The organism is Acinetobacter sp. YH01009, from assembly GCF_013420765.1.
Classification (GTDB): domain Bacteria; phylum Pseudomonadota; class Gammaproteobacteria; order Pseudomonadales; family Moraxellaceae; genus Acinetobacter; species Acinetobacter amyesii.
Genome location: NZ_VOYE01000011.1, coordinates 80832 through 104713, shown reverse-complemented (window position 1 = coordinate 104713; position 23882 = coordinate 80832). Strand labels below are relative to the sequence as shown.

General features: G+C 39.6%; 20 protein-coding genes and 3 tRNA genes. 15 read left to right on the top strand and 8 right to left on the bottom strand.

From position 1 onward, the window contains the following. Positions 1 to 260: 260 nt before the first annotated feature. The 5 genes from FTT76_RS11690 to FTT76_RS11670 all read left to right on the top strand — a co-directional run bounded on the left by FTT76_RS11690 (position 261) and on the right by FTT76_RS11670 (position 3184). On the top strand, positions 261 to 554 hold the full coding sequence (locus FTT76_RS11690) for a hypothetical protein (RefSeq protein ID WP_180041538.1): 294 nt from the start codon (positions 261 to 263) through the stop codon (positions 552 to 554). Positions 555 to 643: 89 nt separating this feature from the next. Then, positions 644 to 1342 carry a 3'-5' exonuclease gene (locus FTT76_RS11685; RefSeq protein ID WP_180008265.1) on the top strand — a complete coding sequence of 233 codons (699 nt, stop codon included), beginning with the start codon at positions 644 to 646 and terminating at the stop codon, positions 1340 to 1342. 88 nt (positions 1343 to 1430) lie between these two features. Further along, positions 1431 to 2150, top strand: a complete 720-nt coding sequence (locus FTT76_RS11680; protein WP_180008267.1) for a hypothetical protein — start codon at positions 1431 to 1433, stop codon at positions 2148 to 2150. A 217-nt stretch (positions 2151 to 2367) separates the two neighbouring features. Beyond that, a complete protein-coding gene (locus tag FTT76_RS11675; RefSeq protein WP_180008268.1) occupies positions 2368 to 2724 on the top strand; it encodes a hypothetical protein in 357 nt (118 codons plus the stop codon). 166 nt (positions 2725 to 2890) lie between these two features. Then, a complete protein-coding gene (locus FTT76_RS11670; protein WP_111885765.1) occupies positions 2891 to 3184 on the top strand; it encodes a hypothetical protein in 294 nt (97 codons plus the stop codon). Between the two features lie 59 nt (positions 3185 to 3243). Here FTT76_RS11670 and FTT76_RS11665 read toward each other — a convergent pair whose 3' ends face one another. From FTT76_RS11665 to lldP, 7 genes are all read right to left on the bottom strand, one after another. After that, complete coding sequence (locus tag FTT76_RS11665; RefSeq protein WP_078189132.1) at positions 3244 to 3456, bottom strand: hypothetical protein; 213 nt, start codon at positions 3454 to 3456, stop codon at positions 3244 to 3246. A gap of 701 nt (positions 3457 to 4157) precedes the next feature. Beyond that, a tRNA-Ser gene (locus tag FTT76_RS11660) sits at positions 4158 to 4247 on the bottom strand. Between the two features lie 87 nt (positions 4248 to 4334). After that, entirely contained in the window at positions 4335 to 6371 is a 2037-nt protein-coding gene (locus FTT76_RS11655) for an NADPH-dependent 2,4-dienoyl-CoA reductase (RefSeq protein ID WP_180008269.1), read from the bottom strand. A gap of 182 nt (positions 6372 to 6553) precedes the next feature. After that, positions 6554 to 8245: a D-lactate dehydrogenase gene (gene dld / locus FTT76_RS11650; protein WP_180008386.1), complete on the bottom strand. Its 1692-nt coding sequence runs from the start codon at positions 8243 to 8245 to the stop codon at positions 6554 to 6556. Positions 8246 to 8564: 319 nt separating this feature from the next. Continuing rightward, the gene (lldD, locus tag FTT76_RS11645) at positions 8565 to 9719 is read right to left on the bottom strand and encodes an FMN-dependent L-lactate dehydrogenase LldD (protein WP_180004197.1); all 1155 of its coding nucleotides are present in this window, start codon (positions 9717 to 9719) and stop codon (positions 8565 to 8567) included. A 2-nt stretch (positions 9720 to 9721) separates the two neighbouring features. After that, a complete protein-coding gene (gene lldR, locus FTT76_RS11640; RefSeq protein WP_180004196.1) occupies positions 9722 to 10465 on the bottom strand; it encodes a transcriptional regulator LldR in 744 nt (247 codons plus the stop codon). 32 nt (positions 10466 to 10497) lie between these two features. Next, complete coding sequence (gene lldP, locus FTT76_RS11635; protein ID WP_180004194.1) at positions 10498 to 12165, bottom strand: L-lactate permease; 1668 nt, start codon at positions 12163 to 12165, stop codon at positions 10498 to 10500. A gap of 619 nt (positions 12166 to 12784) precedes the next feature. On the opposite strand from lldP, the gene argG reads away from it, so the two are divergent. Then, entirely contained in the window at positions 12785 to 14128 is a 1344-nt protein-coding gene (gene argG / locus FTT76_RS11630) for an argininosuccinate synthase (protein ID WP_078189146.1), read from the top strand. Between the two features lie 82 nt (positions 14129 to 14210). Here the strand turns inward: argG and FTT76_RS11625 are convergent, their stop codons facing one another. Further along, entirely contained in the window at positions 14211 to 15467 is a 1257-nt protein-coding gene (locus tag FTT76_RS11625) for a diguanylate cyclase (protein WP_180008271.1), read from the bottom strand. A 151-nt stretch (positions 15468 to 15618) separates the two neighbouring features. On the opposite strand from FTT76_RS11625, the gene pyrC reads away from it, so the two are divergent. The 9 genes from pyrC to FTT76_RS11580 all read left to right on the top strand — a co-directional run bounded on the left by pyrC (position 15619) and on the right by FTT76_RS11580 (position 23841). Beyond that, positions 15619 to 16653, top strand: coding sequence for a dihydroorotase (gene pyrC / locus FTT76_RS11620; protein WP_111885770.1), 1035 nt, complete (start codon positions 15619 to 15621; stop codon positions 16651 to 16653). Then, on the top strand, positions 16638 to 17297 hold the full coding sequence (gene rnt, locus FTT76_RS11615; protein WP_180008273.1) for a ribonuclease T: 660 nt from the start codon (positions 16638 to 16640) through the stop codon (positions 17295 to 17297). Before pyrC ends, rnt begins: the two co-directional genes overlap by 16 nt. A 20-nt stretch (positions 17298 to 17317) precedes the next feature. Next, a tRNA-Glu gene (locus tag FTT76_RS11610) sits at positions 17318 to 17393 on the top strand. A 206-nt stretch (positions 17394 to 17599) separates the two neighbouring features. After that, positions 17600 to 20137 carry a TonB-dependent receptor plug domain-containing protein gene (locus FTT76_RS11605; RefSeq protein WP_180008275.1) on the top strand — a complete coding sequence of 846 codons (2538 nt, stop codon included), beginning with the start codon at positions 17600 to 17602 and terminating at the stop codon, positions 20135 to 20137. Between the two features lie 59 nt (positions 20138 to 20196). Next, positions 20197 to 21033, top strand: a complete 837-nt coding sequence (locus tag FTT76_RS11600; RefSeq protein WP_180008277.1) for a hypothetical protein — start codon at positions 20197 to 20199, stop codon at positions 21031 to 21033. Continuing rightward, positions 21030 to 21797, top strand: coding sequence for a hypothetical protein (locus FTT76_RS11595; protein WP_180008279.1), 768 nt, complete (start codon positions 21030 to 21032; stop codon positions 21795 to 21797). Before FTT76_RS11600 ends, FTT76_RS11595 begins: the two co-directional genes overlap by 4 nt. A gap of 65 nt (positions 21798 to 21862) precedes the next feature. After that, on the top strand, positions 21863 to 22015 hold the full coding sequence (locus tag FTT76_RS11590) for a hypothetical protein (RefSeq protein WP_168379378.1): 153 nt from the start codon (positions 21863 to 21865) through the stop codon (positions 22013 to 22015). 128 nt (positions 22016 to 22143) lie between these two features. Next, the gene (locus FTT76_RS11585; RefSeq protein ID WP_180008281.1) at positions 22144 to 23574 is read left to right on the top strand and encodes an amino acid permease; all 1431 of its coding nucleotides are present in this window, start codon (positions 22144 to 22146) and stop codon (positions 23572 to 23574) included. A 191-nt stretch (positions 23575 to 23765) separates the two neighbouring features. After that, positions 23766 to 23841, top strand: a tRNA-Glu gene (locus FTT76_RS11580). The last annotated feature ends 41 nt before the right edge of the window (positions 23842 to 23882 follow it).

Genomic DNA, 23882 nt, shown 5'->3' with positions numbered 1-23882 from the left:
TATTAAAGTGACGGAAAATAGCAAGTAACTTGGACCAGTGTTGATCATTTAGCATTGTTCGAGGCATAGCGAGTGTAAAATTGGGTTTGGCGATTTAATTTTACTATCTCGCTATTTTTTTAATCAACAAATGTCAACAGACCCTAATATAGAACTAAAACTTTGTTTTAGCTCGATATGGATTAACAGCATTCAAATAAATCAGCCACCCCGATCTCAGAAAAATGGCTGAACTTATATTTCTGATCATTGGATACAGATTGGGCTATTTTTCGGAGGTTAAAGCAAAATGTAAAATCAACAAAAATGCTGTACCCCCTGCCAACTACACAAACATATGCACAAAAGTAAAGCCGAAAAACCACCATGCCATTGATCGTGAACATACTCTAGTGCTTAATCCACTTAGCGACATTTTTGGATATCAAGATGGACAAAAGCCTTTAAAACAAGTCGATTTAGAAGATGGTTTAGCTTTATCCCGCTGTAAAGGTTTTATTTCGGCAGATGCGATAAAAGCAGATTATTTAAACACTGCGCAGCCATCTTCATAATATTCCTACAAATAATCACAGCATGGGTTTGTCAGTGTGGATGTGATAATGTACATTCATAAACATTATTCAACATGCTGGAACTGGACATGCAAGCCATCATTCTCGACACAGAAACCCATACACTAAATGGACAACCCATCGAGATTGCCTATGCTCCAATTCAGGTGGCAGATGCCAAAATTACCCTAGATAAATCTAAAATTTTTGATCAACTTTATCGTTGTGATGAAGCAATTTCTTTTGCAGCAATGGCTGTACATCATATTTTAGAATCAGATCTTGAAGGTCAGCCCCACTACAGCAGTTTTGAACTCCCATCAGAGACGACATATATCATTGGGCATAATATCGACTACGATATTCGAGCGCTCGAAAAATGCGGTGTAGATAGTTCAAAAATCAAAGCCATTTGTACCCTTGCGCTAGCTCGTCGTGTTTGGCCTGATGCAGAAGCGCATAATATTTCTGCCTTGATATATATGATCACCAAAGGCAGTGGAAAAGCCCGTGAAATGATCCGTAAAGCTCACCGCGCAGATATGGATATTATTTTAACTGCCAATATTTTGATGCATATTGTGCATCACTTAAAAATCAACAGCATCGAAGAATTATACGAAGCTTCGGAAGATGCTCGCATTCCACGCAGTATTAATTTTGGTAAACACCGTGGTACCGCAATTGCAGAATTACCTGCGGACTATGTGCAATGGCTATTACGTCAAGATGACTTAGACCCTTATTTGCGTAAAGCTTTAGAAAACTCTGCTGTCATTACTCTATAAATCATTGATTGTTTAATATTTTCTTAATATTACTGTCATTATCACTGCATAGGATTGCCTTAATTCTTTTGAGCTATGGAATTAAGGCATGTTCAACTATCAAAAAACTGAGCTGGGTTTTCAAACTTTAAAAGACCGACAGCTCGCATTAAATGCAAGACAACGTCGTCTGCTACTCTTAATTGGTAGTGATGACTTTAACCAAATGCCAGTGCATTATCAGCAGCGGATTGCTGAAGTGCCCTTGCTCGAGCAACTGATGGAACTTGGGCTGATTCAGCCAATTACAGCACATGATCATCAACGCCTTCAAAAATCCGATTTTTCTGCTTTTAATACACCTAAAATAGCGTCAACAAAGACATCCGATCGCATAGCGCAAGAAAATGTCACACTTGATAAAATTTCAATGCCAACGATGGAAGTTCCTCATACTCATTCACAGCACGAAATAACTGACTCCCTGCCAATGGATGCAATTGGCTTTATACCCCATCAATTTAATCAAGCCATACCTGAAAACATAACATCAAACACCCCTGTATTAGCAGAACAAATCATTGATTTCATCGAACATGATTTTGATGAGTTACAGAATTTTATGTGCAGTTACTTACAGCGTTATTGTGGGCTGATGGCAAAAAAATTAATGCTTAATATTCAACAGGCCACGGACATTGCAGAATTAAAAGCCTGTCAGATGCAATGGATCACCTGTCTAAATGAATCCAATATTCAACCTAAACTCTTACAACATGCATTACAGCAAATTAATTACAGTCTAAAAAATCTACAACAACTGGTTTAACTTAGAGACTTTTCCTCACTTCTCATTCAAAAAACAACTTAATGAGGTGAGTAATTCTTCACACATATCAATATAAGAAATTGAATTTTATTAACTTTATCGATTCACTTATTTCTTTTATGGTTTTAACTGCTGTTTTATACGACCTTCCCCTAATGTCAATCAACAGTAAAAAATCGCAAGAATAAAACCGACCTCCTAGCGTTTGAGCATGTCAATGTCACAACAGTTTTGTTTAGAATTTGATTCTTTCGATAATCCTATGCAACTCAGCAAAATTGGCAATTGGGTATTTACCTTTTTAACTTCACAAGACGAATTGCCTAATGTTCAATTGGCCATTACCTATGTCATGCCACGAAAAATTAGTGACGAATTACAACCTCGACGTGTGGTCATTCAAAATACAGCCATTGAAACAATTTGGCGTATAGAACAAGTTGAATGCTTCAACAGCCAAACGAACCAAGAACTCACCTTTACAGCAGCGGAACCTCAAGCTCAATTGGTTTTAAACAGTATCATTGAAGAATTTGCCCGTTATGATGTCCCATTGGTATTCAAGCCGCTTTAATTTAAAGCGAATTCCAACTTATTTTTCATAAAGATTTAAGCTGTCTCAATGATTTAACCAAAGTTAGCTAGATAGACATTAAATGAAAAATAATCCATACAGATTAATATTGCTTAATTCGTATACACTATTCCTGCTCAATAATTTTTGACCATGGATAATAAAAATGAATTTAGCCAATTATTCTAATGATCAGGCACTCATCCTTTTCAACCTATATAGCAGCCTTGAACAATGTCTAGATGCGATTGGACATCTGCACCTTGGACCCAAACTAGTGCTGACCGACCATGATGTATCAAAAGATCATATGATCGTGCAACGTTTTCAAGCTGGAGTTTTAACTCAAGAAATTCAAGTGCGTAAACAAGATGTTGAACTGTCTTCTAGCAACCCGATGACACGCTATCAGTTACTGTCTTATATCTTGAATCAATTTAAAGCAGATCAAACAGCTTAAAGTTCTATTTCTAAAAATAAAAAACTCACCATTAAGGTGAGTTTTTTTATTCATTCAATTTAAGCTTCTAAAAGCTTGTAAATACTGTCCGATTTTTGACTTTCAAAAAGTAGTTCTATACTGGGTAGGATGATTTCACCTGCAATAATGATATGTTCAATGCGATGAAACAGCGCTCTTGAATCTTCTTCTGAAGGATTACGCACCAAAGCTTGTGCTTCATAAACCTGACTAAATTGGTCCTTCACTTTAATATCGATCATCTGTGTCATAGTGACGTCTCTACTTGTTTTAATAATTGAATTTTTTATATCACACCTTTACGCAACAACCTGCTTTGTAAATGTTAGATTTCATGGCAATGTAAACTTATTTTACTTTAGTAAATATATATCAATAACATAAGTTAACTATTTAATTATTGTTTGACAAAAACACTATATTTTCACATTTTGAAAGACATTAAAAAGCCCGCATTGCTGCGGGCTCTATGTTGGAAGGCTAGTGCTGATTTCTTGTCTGCAATATCTTAAGACTAAAATATTACGAAACTCAACGAGCTGTCATTGATCCGTCCAACTTATTGGTAGCGTCGTTTTATGACCTACCGTGATTTAAATATAGCACTTTCAATTCTCTTGCCAAGCCTTGCTAACACTTCAAAACAATTGATCAAATAAAATACAATTGATATTTTTTCAAAATAAGCGATCATAGCTCTGCCCAATGCTTGTGAAAGATTTAAATAAATAGGCCATTAAAAATAAATTCTACACTATCAATCTATAAACATTCTTTTCTCTTACTTTTAATTCTACCTTTGACAACCCTTGTATTAATTTCTGACTTGAATTTTAAGTCTGATATCCATTTTTAGCATTGCTTAAAAATACTAATGAATAAGATTGCCGTCTCAAATTAAAATCTAAGACAAAAAAAAGCCCCTGTATCACTACAGGGGCTTTTTTGAATTTGGCGGAAGCGGTGAGATTCGAACTCACGGAGGACTCGCGCCCTCGTCGGTTTTCAAGACCGGTGCATTAAACCGCTCTGCCACGCTTCCATGTGCGCCATAATACGGAGGTTTTATTCATCTGACAAGTAAAAATTACAACTAAACCTTTCAAATGAATATTGTTTCGCCAAATCCTTAAAGTTTAGCCGCAAGCTCCGCACCTTCACGTATTGCGCGTTTCGCATCTAACTCTGCTGCTAGTTTTGCACCACCAATAATATGGTAATTGGCAAGGGTTTTCTCACCCTGTTCTGGCATCAAATGCTTTACCGATTCCTGACCTGCACAAACGACAATCGTATCTACACGTAATAATTGATCATGCCCTTCATATTCAACCCAAAGACCTTCATCAGTAATGGCTTTGTATTGAACACCACGCAGCATACGAACCGCATTTTTCTTTAATTGTGCACGATGTACCCAGCCTGATGTTTTACCTAACCCAGCACCAAGTGCAGTTGTTTTACGTTGTAATAAGTAGATTTCACGAACAGGAGGTTCGAGCTCAGCAGCCAGCATACCACCTTCAGTTACGTAGTTTGGATTTGGATCAACACCCCACTCCCGCTGCCAATCCGCTAAAGGCATTGGTTGTGGCTGATGTGGTGGTTTGAGTAAAAATTCAGATACATCAAAGCCAATGCCGCCTGCACCAATCACAGCAACTTTACCCCCCACAGCTGCGCCTTTCAGCACTTCTGCATAAGACAAGACATTCGGTGCATCACTACCTTCAATTTTTAAGCTGCGAGGAACCACACCTGTTGCAATAACAACTTCTTCAAACCCTTCACGTTCAAGCTGTTCACGGTTTACACGCGTATTTAAACGCAAATCCACACCCGTTTTTTCGATTTGAACTTTAAAGTAGCGAATCGTTTCATGAAATTCTTCTTTGCCGGGAACGACTTTCGCCAAATTAAATTGACCACCTACCTCTGCACCAGCTTCAAATAAAGTCACCTCATGGCCTCGGTTTGCTGCAACCGTTGCAGCAGACATCCCTGCCACGCCACCACCGACGACTGCAATGCGCTTCGGTTTTTTGGTCTTTAAATAAACCAATTCAGTTTCATATGCCGCTCGTGGGTTGACCAAACACGTCGCACGCTGATTTTTAAAAGTATGATCTAAACAGGCTTGGTTACAGGCAATACAGGTATTAATTTCATCGACACGATTGGTCGCCGTTTTATTTACCCAAAATGGATCTGCCAAGAATGGACGCGCCATTTGCACCATATCTGCCTTGCCTGAAGCCAAAATTTCTTCAGCTGTATCTGGCATATTGATACGGTTGGACGCAATGACAGGAATCGCAACATGTTTTTTGACTTCAGCGGTATAGTCCACAAACGCTGCGCGAGGCACTGAGGTCACAATTGTCGGAATACGTGCTTCATGCCAACCAATACCCGTGTTCAATAACGTCACACCAGCTGCTTCCAATGCTTTAGCAACAGTAATGACTTCTGCCATGGTGTTCCCATCATGAACCAAATCAAGCAATGACAAACGGAAGCAGATAATAAATTTCTCACCCACTTCAGCACGTATTGATTTCACAATATCAACCGCAAGGCGCATACGATTTTCAATTTCACCGCCCCAACGGTCTGTCCGTTGGTTGACATGACGGCTTAAAAACTGATTCAACAAGTAGCCTTCTGAACCCATAATTTCAACACCATCATAGCCGGCCTTATGTGCAAGACTTGCCGTTTTGACATAATCATCAATGGTTGAAAGAATTTGTTTGTCCGTTAATTGACGTGGTTTAAAAGGTGAAATCGGAGATTTAATCGGACTTGCTGACACTGCAAAAGGCTGATAGCCATAACGCCCAGCATGCAAGATTTGCATTAAAATTTTGGCACCATGCTTATGTACTGCATGGGTCACCAAGCGATGTGGAGCAATATCACCTAACGTATTCATGGTACCGCCAGCAGGTAACAGCCAACCTTGGCGGTTTGGAGAAATACCGCCTGTAATAATCAGGCCGACACCACCTTTAGCACGCTCACCAAAATAAGCTGCCAATTTAGGATAGTTATAAAAACGATCTTCCAGCCCACTATGCATGGACCCCATCACGACACGGTTTTTAATCGTGGTAAAACCCAAATGTAAAGGCTTTAAAATATTTGCATAGCTAGTCGTTGTCATGCTGAATCCTTATTTTGGCTTTGCAACTTGTTGCATAACACTTTAGCGGTTTTTTTATATTTTGGGATGACAATTTAGAAAATATTCTTCGCCTTTATGGTCAATACCTCCGGATATATTAATCCTTTAACCATAAAAAAAGCCGTATACTTTCACATCACGGCATGTTGTTTTTTAAAGCATTATTTCCAGTTTTTCAGCTTGCTGGTTTGTCCAATCCCCACATTAAAGCTATTAGTCGGATCCAGCTTTTGATAATAATTTTTTAATGCAGGCTTGGCCACATACAAATGCCCAACATTGTGTTCCGCAGGATATTCAGCGCCACGATCATCGAGTAAATGCCACATTGCATGTTCCATTGCCAAAGGGTCTACACCTTTTTTCACAATATAATCTTGATGAAAAACATGACAGAGAAAATGTCCATAATAGAGTTTATGGATAATTTGCTCATCCATGGCTTTCGGCAAAGTTTCCACCCATTCTCGATCATTGCGACGTAATGCAATATCCAGTGCAACAATGTCTTCCACTTCTGAACGATGCGTATCCCGATAACGAATGGCAGCACCTGCCACCGCAAAGCGATGTAAAAAAGCCTTACGTCCTTCTTCATCCGTACATTTAAAATAATTGCCTGAGATTTTGTCTAAAAAATACGTTTTCAAATACGCATCAACTTGATCAACATCCTGATTTTCAATACGAATCATCAAATGATGTTCATATAAATCACGAAATTCATTCATGCGTTTTGGCAGATGATTCGGCATAAATTTAGTGACGAGTTGTAAAACCTTATCCGAAAAACCTTGCAAACCCAGTTTTTCTAAATAGCCATCGACTTTATCTTTCATGGCAAAAGCAGCAGGAACTTTTGCGGTGCCAAATTTTTCGATAAATACAAAAGAATCTTTGCCATACTCAGCCCCAATATCGTATGCCACGCGATGAATGTACTCACCTGCAATCGGGAGGCGTGCAAGATCTTTTAATAGAAAACGACGAATTTCTGTTAAATCATCTTGTGAATTGGTCCCTACATAAAACACCTGACTTGGAATCTTTTCAAAGGTATCTAAACGTACGGCAAAGACACACACTTTACCCGCTGAACCCGATGCTTCAAATAAGCGGCTTGGATCAGCATTGAAACGTGCAGGCGTATTTTCATCAACTTGTTTAACGTCATGTGAATAGCGCTGATCAGAGGCACAGCAACTTGAATTATTCACAATGTCATTGATTTGATAATTTTTATTTTCCAACGCTGTGAGGATTTCTTCAGGCGTATTGCCAAGATTGATACCTAAATGATTGACCAACTCTAAGTCACCTGACTCATTCACTCGTGCATACAGTGCAAGCTCTGTATAGGCAGGACCGCGGCGCACCAAAGCACCACCTGAGTTATTACAGACGCCACCCAAAACCGATGCCCCAATACAAGAAGAACCAATCACCGAATGAGGTTCACGATTGAATTGCGCCAAATCTTTTTCAAGCTTGTCTAATGTCGCCCCCGGTAGGCAAATGACTTGTTGACCGTCATTAATCACCTGAATGCCAACCAAACGACGAGTACTCATCAGTACCACAGGACGGTCATAGTCATCACCAAAAGGCGTTGAACCACCTGTCAAACCGGTATTGGCGGCTTGCATAATCACAATACAATTTGCATCAACAGCAGCTTGCAACACATGCCATTGCTCAAGTAATGAGCCCGGTGTAACCACAGCCAGTACTTTCCCTGCACCGTAACGACGACCTTGGCGGTATAAACGTGTATCTTTATCTTCAGTTAAAACGTGTTGCTTACCGACGATGTTGATGAGGTTTTGAATGGTTTGTAATGATTGAGTTTGCATGCTCGTAGAATTTTCCATTTTCAATATTTTCTCTCCTTGATAAAGAGGAATAGCATTGTTATGCAATGAAAAAATATTGATTTAAATAATTTTAAACAACGTAGGTTTATTTGCACATATCAAAAGTTTTTAGTCATTGTTATTAAAATCTATAATGAATATCCCTTCTCCCTTTGGGATGAGTAGCAACGCTACGCAAGAGGGTTAGGAGAATTATTCAATAAACACCTCTCCCTAACCCTCTCCTGCAAAGAGAGGGAACTTTCATTGCTAATTTTTTTGATGACGAATAACTTTCCCAAGAGATCGATTCAAAAAATCACCCAGCCAACTCTTTCTCTAACTTCACCAAACAATCAGATGTAATATCCGCAATGGTTTTTGCACCTGTTAAGGTCATCGCAACACGCATTTCTTTATCAATCAGTTCTAAAAGATTGGAAACACCTTCACCACCTGCTGCACCGAGCGCATAAACAAAGGCGCGACCGAGCATACAGGTATCCGCACCCAAAGCCAGCATACGCACCACATCTAAACCATTTCGAATACCTGAGTCCGCAAGAATTTTAATATCGCCTTTTACGGCATCGGCAATTGGTGGCAATGCACGCGCTGAAGATAAAACCCCATCGAGCTGACGGCCACCATGGTTTGACACCACGATGCCATCTGCACCAAAACGCACAGCATCTTTGGCATCTTCAGGGTCAAGTATGCCTTTAATAACCATCGGTCCATCCCAAAATTCACGAATCCACTCAAGATCTTTCCATGAAATTGATGGGTCAAAGTTATTACCCAACCAGCCGATATAATCTTCTAAACCTGTTGGTTTGCCCAAGTATTTAGAAATATTCCCTAAGTCATGCGGACGACCTAATAAACCCACATTCCATGCCCAGTGTGGATGGAAACACGACTGCATATAACGGCGCATGGCTGCATTTGGCCCGCTCATCCCTGAGTGCGCATCACGGTAACGCGCGCCCGGAACAGGCATATCCACGGTAAACACTAAAGTTGAACAGCCTGCAGCTTTGGCACGTTCTAAGGCATTTTTCATAAAGCCACGGTCACGTAGCACATATAACTGAAACCACATGGGACGCTGAATCGCTGGCGACACCTCTTCAATAGGACATACTGAAACGGTAGACAGCGTAAATGGAATGCCCTTTTTATCTGCGGCTACTGCTGCTTGAACTTCGCCGCGGCGTGCATACATTCCCGTTAAACCCACAGGTGATAAAGCCACAGGCATTGATAAGGTTTCATTAAACAGTTGGGTTTCTAAACTCAGCTGTGACATGTCATTCAGCACACGTTGACGCAACGCTATTTTTGATAAATCTTCTACATTACGCTTTAAGGTATATTCGGCATACGCCCCGCCATCGATGTAATGAAATAAAAATGGCGGTAAACGACGACGTGCCGCTTCACGATAGTCATTGGCAGAAGAAATAATCATGCTTATATCCTGTTTAATCGACTGGCACGCTGACGACGAGCTTCTTCTTCATCAATCATGCGCACCTGTTGTACTACAAACTCAATGTGTCCACAGACTGCTTTACGTGCAGCTTCAGGATCACGACGTTCAATTGCATTCATGACTTGGAAGTGCTGATCATGCAATTGATCAAATCGGTGTGCTTCGCTATAAACTTTTCGACGACCTAAAACGACATTAAATTGCAACAGATCAAATAGACCACGCATCATCTGAATCAACACTAAATTATGTGATGCTTCAGCAATTGCTAAATGAAATTTGGCATCTGCACGCGCTGCTTCATCGTCATTCCCTAAAGCCTGAAAATGATTGATCTGATCATAATAATGTCGGATATGTGCCAAGTCCTCTGCTGTAGCACGTTGTGCCGCATACCATGCAGTACCACCTTCTAAAATAATGCGCGCCTCTTGCACATCAAAACGGTAGGCAGGGTCTTCACTAATCAAACTGCTGATGGGCTGCACAATTTGATAACTCGACCAAGTCGCTGGTAATTGCTTTAAAAAAGTCCCCGCACCCACTTTACTGACCAACACGCCCATGCTAGTCAATTGAGAAATCGCCTCGCGTAAAGAGGTGCGTGAGACGCCAAGTTGTTCACACAATTTCCGTTCAGCAGGCAGACGATCTCCAACTTGCATATTGCTTTGTTCAATCAATACACGAAGACTTTGAACAGTTTTATCAGAGACTTTCATCTGCTTTCCTTAACGTTGTTACACAATTCGTGTTATGGAATCATCCAAGGGAACACATAAGCTTGTAGGGTGATTAAAATCCCCATCATGATTGTGAACGTTATACTGTGTTTTACGGTAAAACGGAATAAATCCGACTCTTTACCTACCAACCCGACTGCCGCACATGCAATTGCAATTGACTGTGGTGAAATCATTTTCCCTGTCACACCGCCACTGGTATTAGCAGCAACGAGTAATACTTCTGGCACACCGATTTGTTGTGCAGTAGTCGCCTGCAATGCTGCAAATAGCGCATTGGCTGACGTATCTGAACCCGTGAGGAATACACCAAGCCATCCTAAAAATGGCGAGAAGAAGGTAAAGGCTTGACCTGTATGTGCAAGGGCCAAAGCCAAGGTCGAAGACATACCTGAATAGTTGGCGATAAAAGCAAAAGACAACACCATCCCAATCGAATAAATTGGAATTTTTAATTCATTAATGGTTTCACCAAAGGTCACAATCGCGTCTTTCGGCTTCATTTTTAAGAAAATAATGGTAATGATCGCAGCAATGACAATTGCCGTACCTGTTGCCGAAAACCAATCAAATTTATAGATGGCATCGTAGTCCTTCATTTCAGGTACGACTGGCGGCATCTTTTGAACCAATTGGTGTAAGAATGGCACTTTGATCGAAATAACCAAATCATGTAAAGCACCGTCTTTGGTAAATAAATCCTTAAACGGTTTAATACTCCAGATCGTGACCATCACCGTTAAGATCGCAAATGGCGACCACGCTTTTGCAATTTGACCCAAGCTATATTTTTGCTGTTTTTGTGCAGCCACATCTTCACTCATCGTCGCATCTTGATCTGCAAAGCGGAAAATATGTTTAGGCTGCCAATATTTAAATAAAATCGTTAATGACACTAAAGAGGCAATCGCCGCAGTAATATCGGGTAATTCAGGACCGACAAAGTTCGAGGTTAGGTACTGTGCAATCGCAAAGCTACTCGCCCCAACCACAACCGCAGGCCAAGTTTCCTTCACACCGCGCCAGCCATCCATAATCGCCATAATCCAAAACAGTACAATCGGCACCATAAATGGCAACTGTCGACCAACCATCTGACTGATTTCCATCGTATCTACACCAGACACTTGTCCAGCAACGATAATTGGAATACCCATCGCACCAAAAGCCACTGGCGCTGTATTTACGATCAGACAAAGACCTGCCGCATATAAAGGTTTAAAGCCTAAACCTACCAATAGTGCTGCGGTAATCGCCACAGGAGCACCAAAGCCCGCAGCACCTTCTAGGAAAGTACCGAAAGCAAAGCCGACTAATAGCATCTGTAAACGTTGATCTTCAGTAATGGAAAGTATCGAAGAACGGATGATGTCAAACTGCCCTGTTTTGACTGAGATTTTATACAGGAACACCGCACCAATAATGATCCATGCGATCGGCCATAAACCATAGAAAAAACCGTAGACCATCGAAGCCAATGCCATAAGCGCAGGCATGTCATAGGCAAATAAAGACACCAACAGTGCCAGTACAACGGTGATCGTACCTGCCACACTGCCTTTTAAACGAAATACAGCAAGCGCCAAGAAAAAAAAGATAATCGGAATGAGCGCAATTAAACTTGATATCCATATATTCCCCATTGGGTCATATATTTGCTGCCATTGAAGCATTGTCATCTCCTTGAAATGCTTACTAAGATTTAATTATTGAGCAATATCAGCATGTGGTCTTTTTATCATTGGTATGACCAATATAAATATTAAACACATAAAAACTCATACTATTGCTGAAATACTCCGCAATTTTTAATTATTTCAACTCAATCATTCAAGCTTTTCTTGTTTTTGGTATGACCAATATAAAATACAAAAACATTATTTTTCCGTTTAAAAACCTCCATATCAACTTTTAAATATCTGTTTTGTATTTATTATTTACAACTAAACTTTATAAAATATACTTTAGTCTAATAACCACGCTTTGTTTGACCTCAGTCTCATTTCAATGAAAAGCATAAAAACCAAATTAACCCAATAATGGTATGACCATTAATTTAAATCAAATAGATTTCTTTATATTTACATCCTATTCCATTCAGAAAACGCATTTTCCGCCCGCAAAAACTGGATGAAGTATTCACCAATAGATTTCAACGATCATTTTTTTCCACCTCATCGCTTGTATCTCATGATTTTTTAGAAAAACCCCGCAGAAAAGTGCTACAATCATGCACATATATGTATTCTTTCAGGCCACCCATTCTCGGTGCCTATATTTATATCGTTAGGATTAACAATGACTGATAATGCAACTATCTTGCAGAATGTCCCAGTTGGCAAAAAAGTTGGTATTGCCTTCTCTGGTGGTCTAGATACTTCAGCTGCGCTTTTGTGGATGAAACAAAAAGGTGCAGAACCTTATGCTTACACAGCAAACTTAGGTCAACCTGATGAAGACGACTACGATGCGATTCCAAAAAAAGCGGAAGCGTATGGCGCAGTTAAAGCTCGCTTAGTTGATTGTCGTTTACAACTTGCTTTAGAAGGTATTGCGGCTATTCAATGTGGCGCTTTCCACATTTCAACTGGTGGTATGCCTTATTTCAACACGACTCCTCTTGGTCGTGCAGTTACAGGTACGATGCTTGTAACCGCAATGAAAGAAGATGACGTAAACATCTGGGGTGACGGTTCGACTTATAAAGGTAACGACATTGAACGTTTCTATCGTTATGGTCTGTTGACTAACCCATCGCTAAAAATTTACAAACCTTGGTTAGACCAAACTTTCATTGACGAGCTAGGCGGCCGTGCAGAAATGTCACAGTTCCTAATCGACAACGGTTTTGACTATAAAATGTCAAAAGAGAAAGCGTACTCAACTGACTCAAACATGTTAGGTGCGACTCACGAAGCAAAAGATCTTGAATACCTTAATGCGGGTATCAAAATCGTAGACCCAATCATGGGCGTTGCGTTCTGGAAAGATGACGTAGAAGTTAAAGCTGAAGAAGTTTCTGTAACTTTCGAAGAAGGCTTCCCTGTTGCATTAAACGGCAAACGCATCGAAAACCCTGTTGAATTCATTCTTGAAGCCAACCGTATCGGTGGTCGTCACGGTCTAGGTATGTCAGACCAAATCGAAAACCGTATCATTGAAGCAAAATCTCGTGGTATTTACGAAGCTCCGGGTATGGCGCTTCTTCACATCGCTTATGAGCGTCTTGTGACTGGTATTCATAACGAAGACACCATCGAACAATACCGTATTAACGGTCTGCGTTTAGGTCGTCTTCTTTACCAAGGTCGTTGGTTCGATTCTCAATCATTAATGCTTCGTGAAACTGCGCAGCGTTGGGTTGCTAAAGCAATCACTGGTACTGTGACTTTAGAACTTCGTCGTGGTAATGACTACACTATTCTAAACACTGAATCTCCTAACCTCACTTATGAAGCTGAGCGTTTAACTATGGAGAAAGGTGACTCTATGTTTAGCCCTGCTGACCGTATCGGTCAATTGACTATGCGTAACTTGGATATCACAGATACTCGCGCTAAATTAGGTATCTACACAAACTCTGGCTTACTTGCAGTAGGTACAGGTTCTGCAGTGCCTCAATTAAAAGACAAAAACAAATAAGATTTGTTGAGTCATAAAAAACCGCGCATTTTGCGCGGTTTTTTATTGCCGATTTCAGAGAAGTTCTCAATTTTATTAAACATTAAGCCACATGTGCTGAACGAATCGACTGATAGTAAATTTGATTCCGGCCTAATTGTTTCGCACGATACAACGCCTGATCGGCAATATTTAACAGTTCATCCTTCGTCATATTTTCAGCACGATATACCGTAATACCCAAACTAATAGTGACGTGATTTGAAACCTGTGATTTGGCATGTGGAATTTCTAAACGATCGATTGCTTTATAAATATTTGACGCTACCGCATAAGCACCATGCGCATCGGTTTCAGGCAATAAAACCACAAATTCTTCACCACCATATCGCGCTACAAAATCCATATGTCGAATGGCATTTTTAATGGTTTTGGCAATGGTTGAAATTACATCATCGCCTTTTTGATGACCGTAGAAATCGTTATAGTTTTTAAAATGATCAACATCGATAAATAGCACAGCAAGCGAGGTGTTATTACGTCGAGATTGCTCATAAAAGGTATCAAGCATTTCATCAAAAGTACGTCGGTTTGAAATCTTGGTTAATTCATCATGCTGACTTAAATGTAAAAGCTCTGTGGTATGAATACGATGGATTTTTTCACTAATATCCGCGCGCAGCATATTCAAAAATATCATCCGTTCACGCGCACAGAGCATCTTACTGATTGCAAAACCCAATACACAGCTTCCAATCAGTACACGCCCCAATACCATCACATCAAATTTCACTTCTAATGAAAAAAGCATCAACATGGTGACCACAGCAGCCAACAATCCAGACATCAACATTTGGACTGGTTTAACCCCCGTCAAAATATAGCTCAAGATGTAAATCATACAAAGGATCATCATGGCCTGATGTTTAAGTGCTTCGGTATACACGGTCATGGTGAGCCAAGACATTGAAATAACTGCCCAAAACACTACAAACATACTGGCATGTGAAAAATAAGGCTTCAGACGGTCATAACGGGCAAAGGCATATAAAGCCAAAAGACACAGCGCACCATTGAGCTGTCCAAGCAAACAACGAATAAAATCATGCACAAAATGCTGTTGATTAATTATCCAGTAATCTCCGGGAATGATCAGCATGGTAAGCACAAAGTAGATCAACACTCCCATCCAAAAAAAATGACGTATGTTGGTTTGCGCACGATCGAGGCTTAAAGTCCAAAATTGAGTTTCCAGTTTTTTAGGAAACATTTCCCCTACACGACGAGTTTGCCGTGTAATCAGTTCCTCTATTTTTTCTTTATCGTATTGCAACTTTGCAAGGTTATACTTGTATTCCATTTCCAAGCATTTATCTAATTCTTTTAGTCATTTAAAAATACCACAGTTTTATTCTTTATTTATATCTGTTCAGTCATTTGTACAGAAATCTCGTTACCATTTTCACATTATTTGCATTATCATTTGTTTTATTTCCAAGCTTGGAATCGCTGTGAATACGATTACTCTTCTTCAGCCAGATGATTGGCATGCACATTTACGTGACGGTCTAGCCCTAAAGCGTACAGTTCCTGATTTAGCACAACAATTCTCTCGCGCGATTTGTATGCCAAACACCGTACCACCGGTAAAAACCGTTGAAGAAGCAAATGCATACCGTGAACGTATCATGGCACATGTTCCTGAAGGCGTTCACTTTGACCCGCGCATGGTGCTCTATTTCACAGACAACACACCTGCAAGTGAAGTTAAAAAAATTAAAGAATCTGAGCATGTTAATGCCATTAAGCTCTATCCAGCAGGTGCAACCACGAACTCAGACAGTGGTGTCAGCGACATTAGTAAAGTCTATGGTGTGATTGAGCAACTCGAAGAGCACCAAGTGCCATTACTGTTACATGGTGAAGTGACACATAACCATGTCGATATTTTTGACCGTGAAAAACGTTTCCTTGATGAAGTACTTTCTCCACTGTTAAAACAGTTCCCTAAATTAAAATTGGTGCTAGAACACATCACCACCAGTGAAGCAGCGCATTTTGTATTAGAACAAGACCGTAATGTCGCTGCGACAATCACACCGCAACATTTATTGTTTAACCGTAATGATATGTTGGTGGGTGGTATTAAACCGCATTTCTATTGCCTACCGATATTAAAACGTCAAACCCATCAGCAAACTTTGCTTGAAGTCGCGACCAGTGCGAACCCTAAATTTTTCTTAGGTACAGACAGTGCGCCGCACTCAAAAAATGCTAAAGAAAATGCATGTGGCTGTGCAGGATGTTATAGTGCACCAACAGCAATTGAGCTATACGCTCAAGCATTTGATCAAGTCGGTAAAATCGACCGTTTAGAAGGTTTTGCAAGCCACTTTGGTGCAGACTTCTACGGACTCCCTCGAAATACCAATACCATTACTTTGGTAAAAGAAGATCAAGTGATCCCTGAAAGTTTAGACTACTTGGATGGCGAAAAAATTATTCCGTTGTATGCGGGTAAGACCATCCAATGGAGAAAAGTGTGACAGATGAAACTCGACCAGTCATTGGTCAACGTTTCCGTGGATTCCTACCTGTTGTTGTCGATGTCGAAACAGCAGGTTTTAATTCACAGACCGATGCCTTACTGGAAATTGCAGCTATTCCTATTGTGTATGATGCAGAAGGTAATTTTGTACCGGGTGAAGCCCACCATGCACATATCAATCCGTTTGAAGGTGCCAACCTTGACCGTCGCTCACTGGATTTTATTGGTGTAGATCCATTTAATCCGATGCGTATGGCCATGGCTGAAGATGAGAAATCAGCATTAAAACGTATTTTTAAGTCAGTGAATGAAGTACGTCGCCAACAGAACTGCTCACACGCGGTTTTAGTTGGTCATAATGCCCATTTTGACTTAGGTTTTGTACAGGCAGCGATTGCACGTACAGGGACAAAAAATCAAAATCCTTTCCATAGTTTTTCCGTATTCGATACAGTGACTTTGAGCGCTGTAATGTTTGGACAAACTGTGCTGGCAAAATCATGTATTCAGGCAGGTATTGAGTTTGATGGCAAAGAAGCACACTCTGCACTTTACGATACTCAGAAGACCGCTGAACTGTTCTGTTATATTTTGAACAAACTCGGCCCTCACCTACTTGACACTATGATGGCGGATCAATAAGATACCGCCATCTTCTAAACGTCCCTATCGTCTAGAGGCCTAGGACATCGCCCTTTCACGGCGGTAACCGGGGTTCGAATCCCCGTAGGGACGCCAATACTTCTTATCAAGCTTTTTCTTTTTTCTAATATTCATAACGAATGAATATTCTTAAATCATCACTATTTCTATCTTAATTCTCATTGACTGAATTTCTGTGTATTAAAAAAACATTTATTGCAAATAATTCTCATTTCCATTGATTATTCTTGTAAAGTTAATGATAATCGCTATCGTTTTTATCTGCATAATTGTTGACAGCCATGCGCTTTGCCTATTCTCCCCTTAATATCGCAATTTTGACTGCTTTAGCATCTCAAACGTATGCAAATGAAAGCCAGATCTCCGAAGAAATCAAAACCAATACGGTGTCGATGACACCTATTGAGGTTGAAGTCAAAGCCAAGCAAGAAGTAGGTAAAACCGTCTACACCAAAGAAGATTTAGAAAAAACGCCGAATAGCTCAAAAAATATCACAGACTTTTTAAAAGTTAATCCAAATGTGCAGTTTAGCCGTGAACAACGTTCTGCAGATTCACAGGCTGAGCTACGACCATCCGAGATTTCTATTAATGGCGCGCAATCTTACCGAAATAAATTTGTAATTAACGGCGTCAATACCACCAATAACCTTGACCCTATGGCAAGCGGCAACTCCTATTCAGGCAAGCTTGATGGTGGCTCACAAGGGATTGCCCTAAATACCGATTTAATTTGTAAATTAGAATTGATCGATAGTAATGTTTCTGCAGCATACGGCGAATTTACAGGTGGTGTAGTTAATGCTGAAACTTGTGCACCAAATACTGAAATTGGCAAAATCCACGGCTCCGTTACTTACGACTACACGGAAAGTGATTGGTCACGTTATCATTTTACCGATGAAGAAGAAGCTGCAGAGTTTGAAGATCCAACATCATCAAATAATAAAGAATATAAAAAACACGGCCTAAGCCTGAATCTATACAGCAAACTCTCTGAACAATGGGGCATCAATAGTTATGCCTCTAAACGTGAATCCATCGTTCCAGTAATGAGTGGTTTAGAAGATCGCAGTAAAGTCAAAAGCGAGCGTAATAATATCAACTTAGGAACTACCCTTTTTTACACACCTTCGGACACAATCAAAGCGAAGTTTGGCTTTGATTTAGGGGATTTGGACAGTCTAAATTTCGTTGATAAGCGAATAAATTCAAAAAGTATTAGCAATACAGAAACGCTGACATTTTTTGGTGAATTAGAAAGTAAACTCAATAATTCAACATTAAAACAAAATATTAGCTATCAAACGCTAAGCCAAGCACGTGAAAATGATTCAACTACCGGCATTCTTTGGAAGCAAACACCAACTAAAAACTGGAGTTCCAATCCTGGTGAAGGTGCCACAAGTAGTGATATTGAATTACACCAAGATACATTTTCGTATAGTCTAAAAAATGCGTTTGATACCATTCAGATTGGCAACAGCATGCAACAATTAAGCTTTGGTATGGGCTATGACTATTCTAAAGTTGCATGGGAACGGCCTAACGATGCCTATATGTATAATCAGCCTAAGACTTTTACATCTAGTTCAGGCATTAGCTGTACGGCAGGTGATATTCTTTGTGATGAAGCAACGGATGAAAATAACTATCAAGGCCAATATCAAACAAATGGCAAGTATTATCAAAAAGGTAAAGTTAATATTGACCAACAACGTGTGCATACCTTCATTGAAAACACATCGACTTGGGATAATTTTTCAGCGCGTATAGGTTTACGTGCAGATTATGACAGCTTGTCGAAAAATTTAAATATTGCACCTCGTACTGCCTTTAACTATAAACCGCTAAAAAATGATCTTTTGTCCTTCACTACGGGATGGAATCGATATTATGCAAACTATACCTTAGCCACTGAACTGCAAGATCAACTTGCATTTTTGGAATACAATTTAAAACGCACAAAAAATCAAACTGAAGACTATTGGACTCAAACTGGGTTATCAGATTTAATATTAGCTAATTCCAATATTCAACGTGCCAATTTAAAGCCCCCTTATGCTGACGAAATTGTGTTTGCCATTAATAGCCAAGTTAAAAACTGGAACCTTGGTCTGAAATGGGTGAATCGCGATAGCAAAGATGAAATCACAAAAAATCGTTTTATTGATCCAACAACCAGCAATACCATCGATCATTTTGAATATAGTAATAGTGGTAAAGCAAAAGCTGACATTTACACACTCACACTCAGAAATACGCTGCCAGTCGTATATAAAAACTCTCTGCACGGGTTTAACTTTGGCTTTGATTACACTGAATCGGAAAAAAATTATTTAGACTATTCTGAGTCATATAACGTTAACAGTAATACCGCTGCTGAAGATCGCGATATTATTTTTAACGGCAGCCTCATCCAATTTAATGAACGTCCTGTTGAAAATTTCAATCAGCCTTGGACGGCTCGTTTTGGTTGGGACATTGAGTTTTCAAATTTACCATTAAAGATTAATAACTTCTTAAGCTACAAATCTGAATATAAAGATACGTATAAACTAAAAAACAAAGTTGAGCATGATGGTGTCCTGTTGGAAGCCTATGCCACAGATACAATTAGACCTCGATTTAGTTGGGATATGCGTACCACTTATGATTTGAATTTCTCTAAAGACTACAAAGCAATATTCGGTTTAACCATTAACAATATTACCAATCGACATAATATCTATACCACCCCAGGTATTAGTGAGTCGACCAACAGACTTAGATCTGAAATTGGGCGACAGTTCATTGCTGATGTCACATTTAAATTTTAATCTTCCCTATCAAGAGCGCCTTAAAAACGCTCTTGATTCATTTTAAAATAGACTAAAACATGAAAAAAATAATCTTACTCTTTGGCCTGTGCATAGTATGTCTCGGTATCTTCATCTACATTTTTAGACCCGAAGCCAGCCTACCGACAAATCTTTCAAATACTGTTGAGCACGATGCCAATCAGACAAATCAAACAGCATTGAATGATGACCAAGAATCTTCTATTCCCGAAACCAACGATCATGACACTCAAATACAAGCGAAAAAAACCAAAAAATTGAGCGAAGAAGCAATACATTATTACCGAACAGCAAGTAAATACGGTTGGGAGTCAATCGTTCGTGATTTTGAAAATGGAACCATCCTAAAAAGTAAAATGCCTAAAGGAGAAATAGAAAAACTTTGCGAAATTGCACTGAGTCAAAGCACTGCCGATAAAACCAAACGCTTATTTAAAGCAAATTGCAAACCACTCAATGGCCGTTCATCCTCTATGATTATTAATGGCGCATTAACCAATGCAGAAGGCAAAATAGATCAAAACGAAATCATTGAAAAATTAAAACTCTACAAGTCGGAAAATGTTTTACAAACACACGTTACGTATAAATTTGGCCCGTATGAAGAAAAAAGCTCTTTGCAATCTAAAACAATTGGTTGGGGGCTTGAAGACGTTTTTGATTATTTGCTGAGTATTGGAGTCGATTACACGGGCGTGGATGGTAATTTAATTTTAGACAATATCAAAGGCCGTAACCCTTCTGTGAGTTTCGTTCAAAAACTACTGAATGCAGGAATCGAGCCCAATAGTAACGTTTATAAACAAATGGAACAGAATGACTTTTCAACCAAATATCCTGACGTTTACAATTTATTAAAAGCACACAAACCATGAAAAACATCGTTATTACCAGCTGCCTGCTAATGAGTATGCATTGCTTTGCAAATGCTCCAGTGCCACAAAATCACGCTACCAATGCACCATCAGTGAAAAACATTCACGACTTTAAAAAGATCAAAGGGATGACAAATGATGCATCTCGTTATTATAAATTTATAAACATATATGGTTGGTCAGCCATAGTGCAGGAATTTGAAAATAAAAATATTCAAAACAGTAAAATGAAAAATAAAGAAGTTAAAAAAATGTGTGACACAGCGCATCTTATACTTCCACTTCAAGATATCAAGCGACTGATTGCTGCTAATTGCAAACCCAGCTCAAACGATGTCACTTTTAATACCATCAATAGGACTTTAAAAAATGGCGATGGTTCTATTAATGAACAAGAAATTATTGCTAAATTAGAATTTTATAATGCATTAGGATTATTAAAAACACATCAAACATACGGCCGTGGCTATCGTGCAGAAACATATAATTTACTCTACAAAGCTGCCGGTTTTGGTTTGCCTGATGTTTTTGATTATCTCCTGAATATCGGACTCACAGTAAAATATACCGATGGTAACTTACTAAATACACATTTTGATGGTCGCTCCCCTCAACTCGCTTTAACCCAAAAAATTTTAAAACTGGGTATCGAGCCAAATGCTTCAACCATCACAATCATGCAACAACGGAACTTTAAACAACACTACCCCGACATTTACCAAGTCATCCTATCCAATCTAGAACAGAAAAACCGTAAACTTTAATTAATTACAGCCTGACTGGTTTTGTTTATACTTCAGCTTGATCTATTTTGATGTAAGAATACCCTATGTTTAAAAAGTTGCTCTTGGTTTTAGCCATCTTATTTCCATCTGCACTCTATCTGTATATTGTGAGCCGCGATGACAACAAAGCCCCTGTAGCTGAACAAACTCAAGTACCTGCAACTTCTGAAGCTGAGTATCAAACTCCTGACCATTAATCCAATGGTCAGCGCTAAAGATTTAAATTTTAGATCAGTATTATCACATTATAAGAAAAATTCGATTTATCAATCATTTCACTGCATTCAATCATAAAATATACCTTTCGTTCAATTTTCTTTTCACTATGCAATCTCCCTCTGAACCTTCGCAACACTCGTCTGCTGAAGGTAAAAGTCCATCGCTTAAACGTGCGATGACGACTCGACACCTTGTGATGCTCTCACTTGGTGGTGCAATTGGTACTGGTTTGTTTATGGGTTCAGGTGAAGTTATTTCACAAGCTGGGCCTTTGGGCGCTGTACTTGCCTACATTATTGGTGGTCTGATCGCTTACATGGTCATGCTCTGTTTGGGTGAGCTTGCCGTACATTTACCTGTTTCTGGCTCTTTTGGTGCTTTTGCGACAAATTATATTGGCCCGGGTACGGGTTATATGGTGTCTTGGATGTACTGGTTGGGCTGGTCTGCCACCTTAGGTACAGAATTTACTGCGGCTGCTATATTGATGCAGGAATGGTTTCCACAAACCTCTATTTGGCTATGGACACTGATCTTTGCAGCTGGCGTACTGATCTCTAATTTAAGCTCTACACGTGCATTCGCAGAGTCAGAATTTTGGTTATCCATGGTGAAAGTTGCAACAGTGTTGATTTTCATCATCCTTGGTTTTGCCTGCATCTTTGGTTTCGTGCCTTTCCAAGGCTATGAATCAGCTCCAATGTTCCACAATTTGACTGAACATGGTTGGCTGCCAAATGGTTTGTTCCCACTGTTTGCCACGCTATTGATCGTGAACTTTGCCTTTAATGGTACGGAGATGATTGGTATCGCTGCAGGTGAAACTGAAAGCCCTGAAAAGAATGTACCTAAAGCCATCCATGCTGCGGTATGGCGCTTAATCATTTTCTTTGTCGGCACTATTATCGTCATCAGTTCCCTGTTGACCTATACCGATGCAGGTTTAAATGTCGGTGGACATGGCGGATTAAGTAGTAGTCCATTCGTTTCCGTATTTAACCTGATGGGCATTCCCTATGCAGAAGACTTAATTCGTTTCGTCATTATTACGGCTTTACTGTCTACAGCTAACTCTGGTTTATATGCTGCATCGCGTATGATGTGGGCACTGTCTGCACAAAAACAATTACCAAGTGCTTTCGGCAAATTAAGCAAAACAGGTGTGCCTTATATTGCTGTATTGGTCACTATGATCGGTGGTTTACCAGGTCTATTGTCAGAACAATTTGGCGCAGATGTGATCTTCAAGAACTTGATGGGGGTTGCCGCTTTCACCATGGTGATCGTGTGGATGAGTATTTGTTGGAGTCAATTTAACTTCCGTCGTCAATGGTTGAAACAAGGTCATAGCGTGTCAGAACTTAAATTCCGTACACCATGGTTCCCACTAGTTCCAATTCTTGGCTTTGTCTGCTGTACCGCAACAGGTTTAAGTATGGCCGCAGATCCTGAAATGCTTTCAGGCTTTATTGGCTGCCTGATCTTTATGGCGGCATGTTATGCAGGTTATTATTGGTTATATCATAATCAAGATTAAGCTTATTTAATGATTAATCTTTAAAGCGAATCCAAAGCCATTGGGTTCGCTTTTTTATTTTCACAGCCTTTCTTTTTTACAATTTATTAATCGTTGATTTATATGTATAAATAACAGACAAATGAGCTGAAATTTAAATTTTTTCTTTGACTCACATCATGTTTATTCATACTATGACAGCACCTCAAAACGTCCCTATCGTCTAGAGGCCTAGGACATCGCCCTTTCACGGCGGTAACCGGGGTTCGAATCCCCGTAGGGACGCCAATTCTTCTGTCAGTGCTGACAAACTTAAAGTTTATTTATCT

Coding starts and splice junctions, on each gene's coding strand:
- FTT76_RS11685 (WP_180008265.1), top strand. CDS start 644: ATGCAAGCCATCATTCTCGACACAGAAACCCATACACTAAATGGACAA.
- FTT76_RS11680 (WP_180008267.1), top strand. CDS start 1,431: ATGTTCAACTATCAAAAAACTGAGCTGGGTTTTCAAACTTTAAAAGAC.
- FTT76_RS11675 (WP_180008268.1), top strand. CDS start 2,368: ATGTCACAACAGTTTTGTTTAGAATTTGATTCTTTCGATAATCCTATG.
- FTT76_RS11670 (WP_111885765.1), top strand. CDS start 2,891: ATGAATTTAGCCAATTATTCTAATGATCAGGCACTCATCCTTTTCAAC.
- FTT76_RS11665 (WP_078189132.1), bottom strand. CDS start 3,456: ATGACACAGATGATCGATATTAAAGTGAAGGACCAATTTAGTCAGGTT.
- FTT76_RS11655 (WP_180008269.1), bottom strand. CDS start 6,371: ATGACAACGACTAGCTATGCAAATATTTTAAAGCCTTTACATTTGGGT.
- dld (WP_180008386.1), bottom strand. CDS start 8,245: ATGCAAACTCAATCATTACAAACCATTCAAAACCTCATCAACATCGTC.
- lldD (WP_180004197.1), bottom strand. CDS start 9,719: ATGATTATTTCTTCTGCCAATGACTATCGTGAAGCGGCACGTCGTCGT.
- lldR (WP_180004196.1), bottom strand. CDS start 10,465: ATGAAAGTCTCTGATAAAACTGTTCAAAGTCTTCGTGTATTGATTGAA.
- lldP (WP_180004194.1), bottom strand. CDS start 12,165: ATGACAATGCTTCAATGGCAGCAAATATATGACCCAATGGGGAATATA.
- argG (WP_078189146.1), top strand. CDS start 12,785: ATGACTGATAATGCAACTATCTTGCAGAATGTCCCAGTTGGCAAAAAA.
- FTT76_RS11625 (WP_180008271.1), bottom strand. CDS start 15,467: ATGGAATACAAGTATAACCTTGCAAAGTTGCAATACGATAAAGAAAAA.
- rnt (WP_180008273.1), top strand. CDS start 16,638: ATGGAGAAAAGTGTGACAGATGAAACTCGACCAGTCATTGGTCAACGT.
- FTT76_RS11605 (WP_180008275.1), top strand. CDS start 17,600: ATGCGCTTTGCCTATTCTCCCCTTAATATCGCAATTTTGACTGCTTTA.
- FTT76_RS11600 (WP_180008277.1), top strand. CDS start 20,197: ATGAAAAAAATAATCTTACTCTTTGGCCTGTGCATAGTATGTCTCGGT.
- FTT76_RS11595 (WP_180008279.1), top strand. CDS start 21,030: ATGAAAAACATCGTTATTACCAGCTGCCTGCTAATGAGTATGCATTGC.
- FTT76_RS11590 (WP_168379378.1), top strand. CDS start 21,863: ATGTTTAAAAAGTTGCTCTTGGTTTTAGCCATCTTATTTCCATCTGCA.
- FTT76_RS11585 (WP_180008281.1), top strand. CDS start 22,144: ATGCAATCTCCCTCTGAACCTTCGCAACACTCGTCTGCTGAAGGTAAA.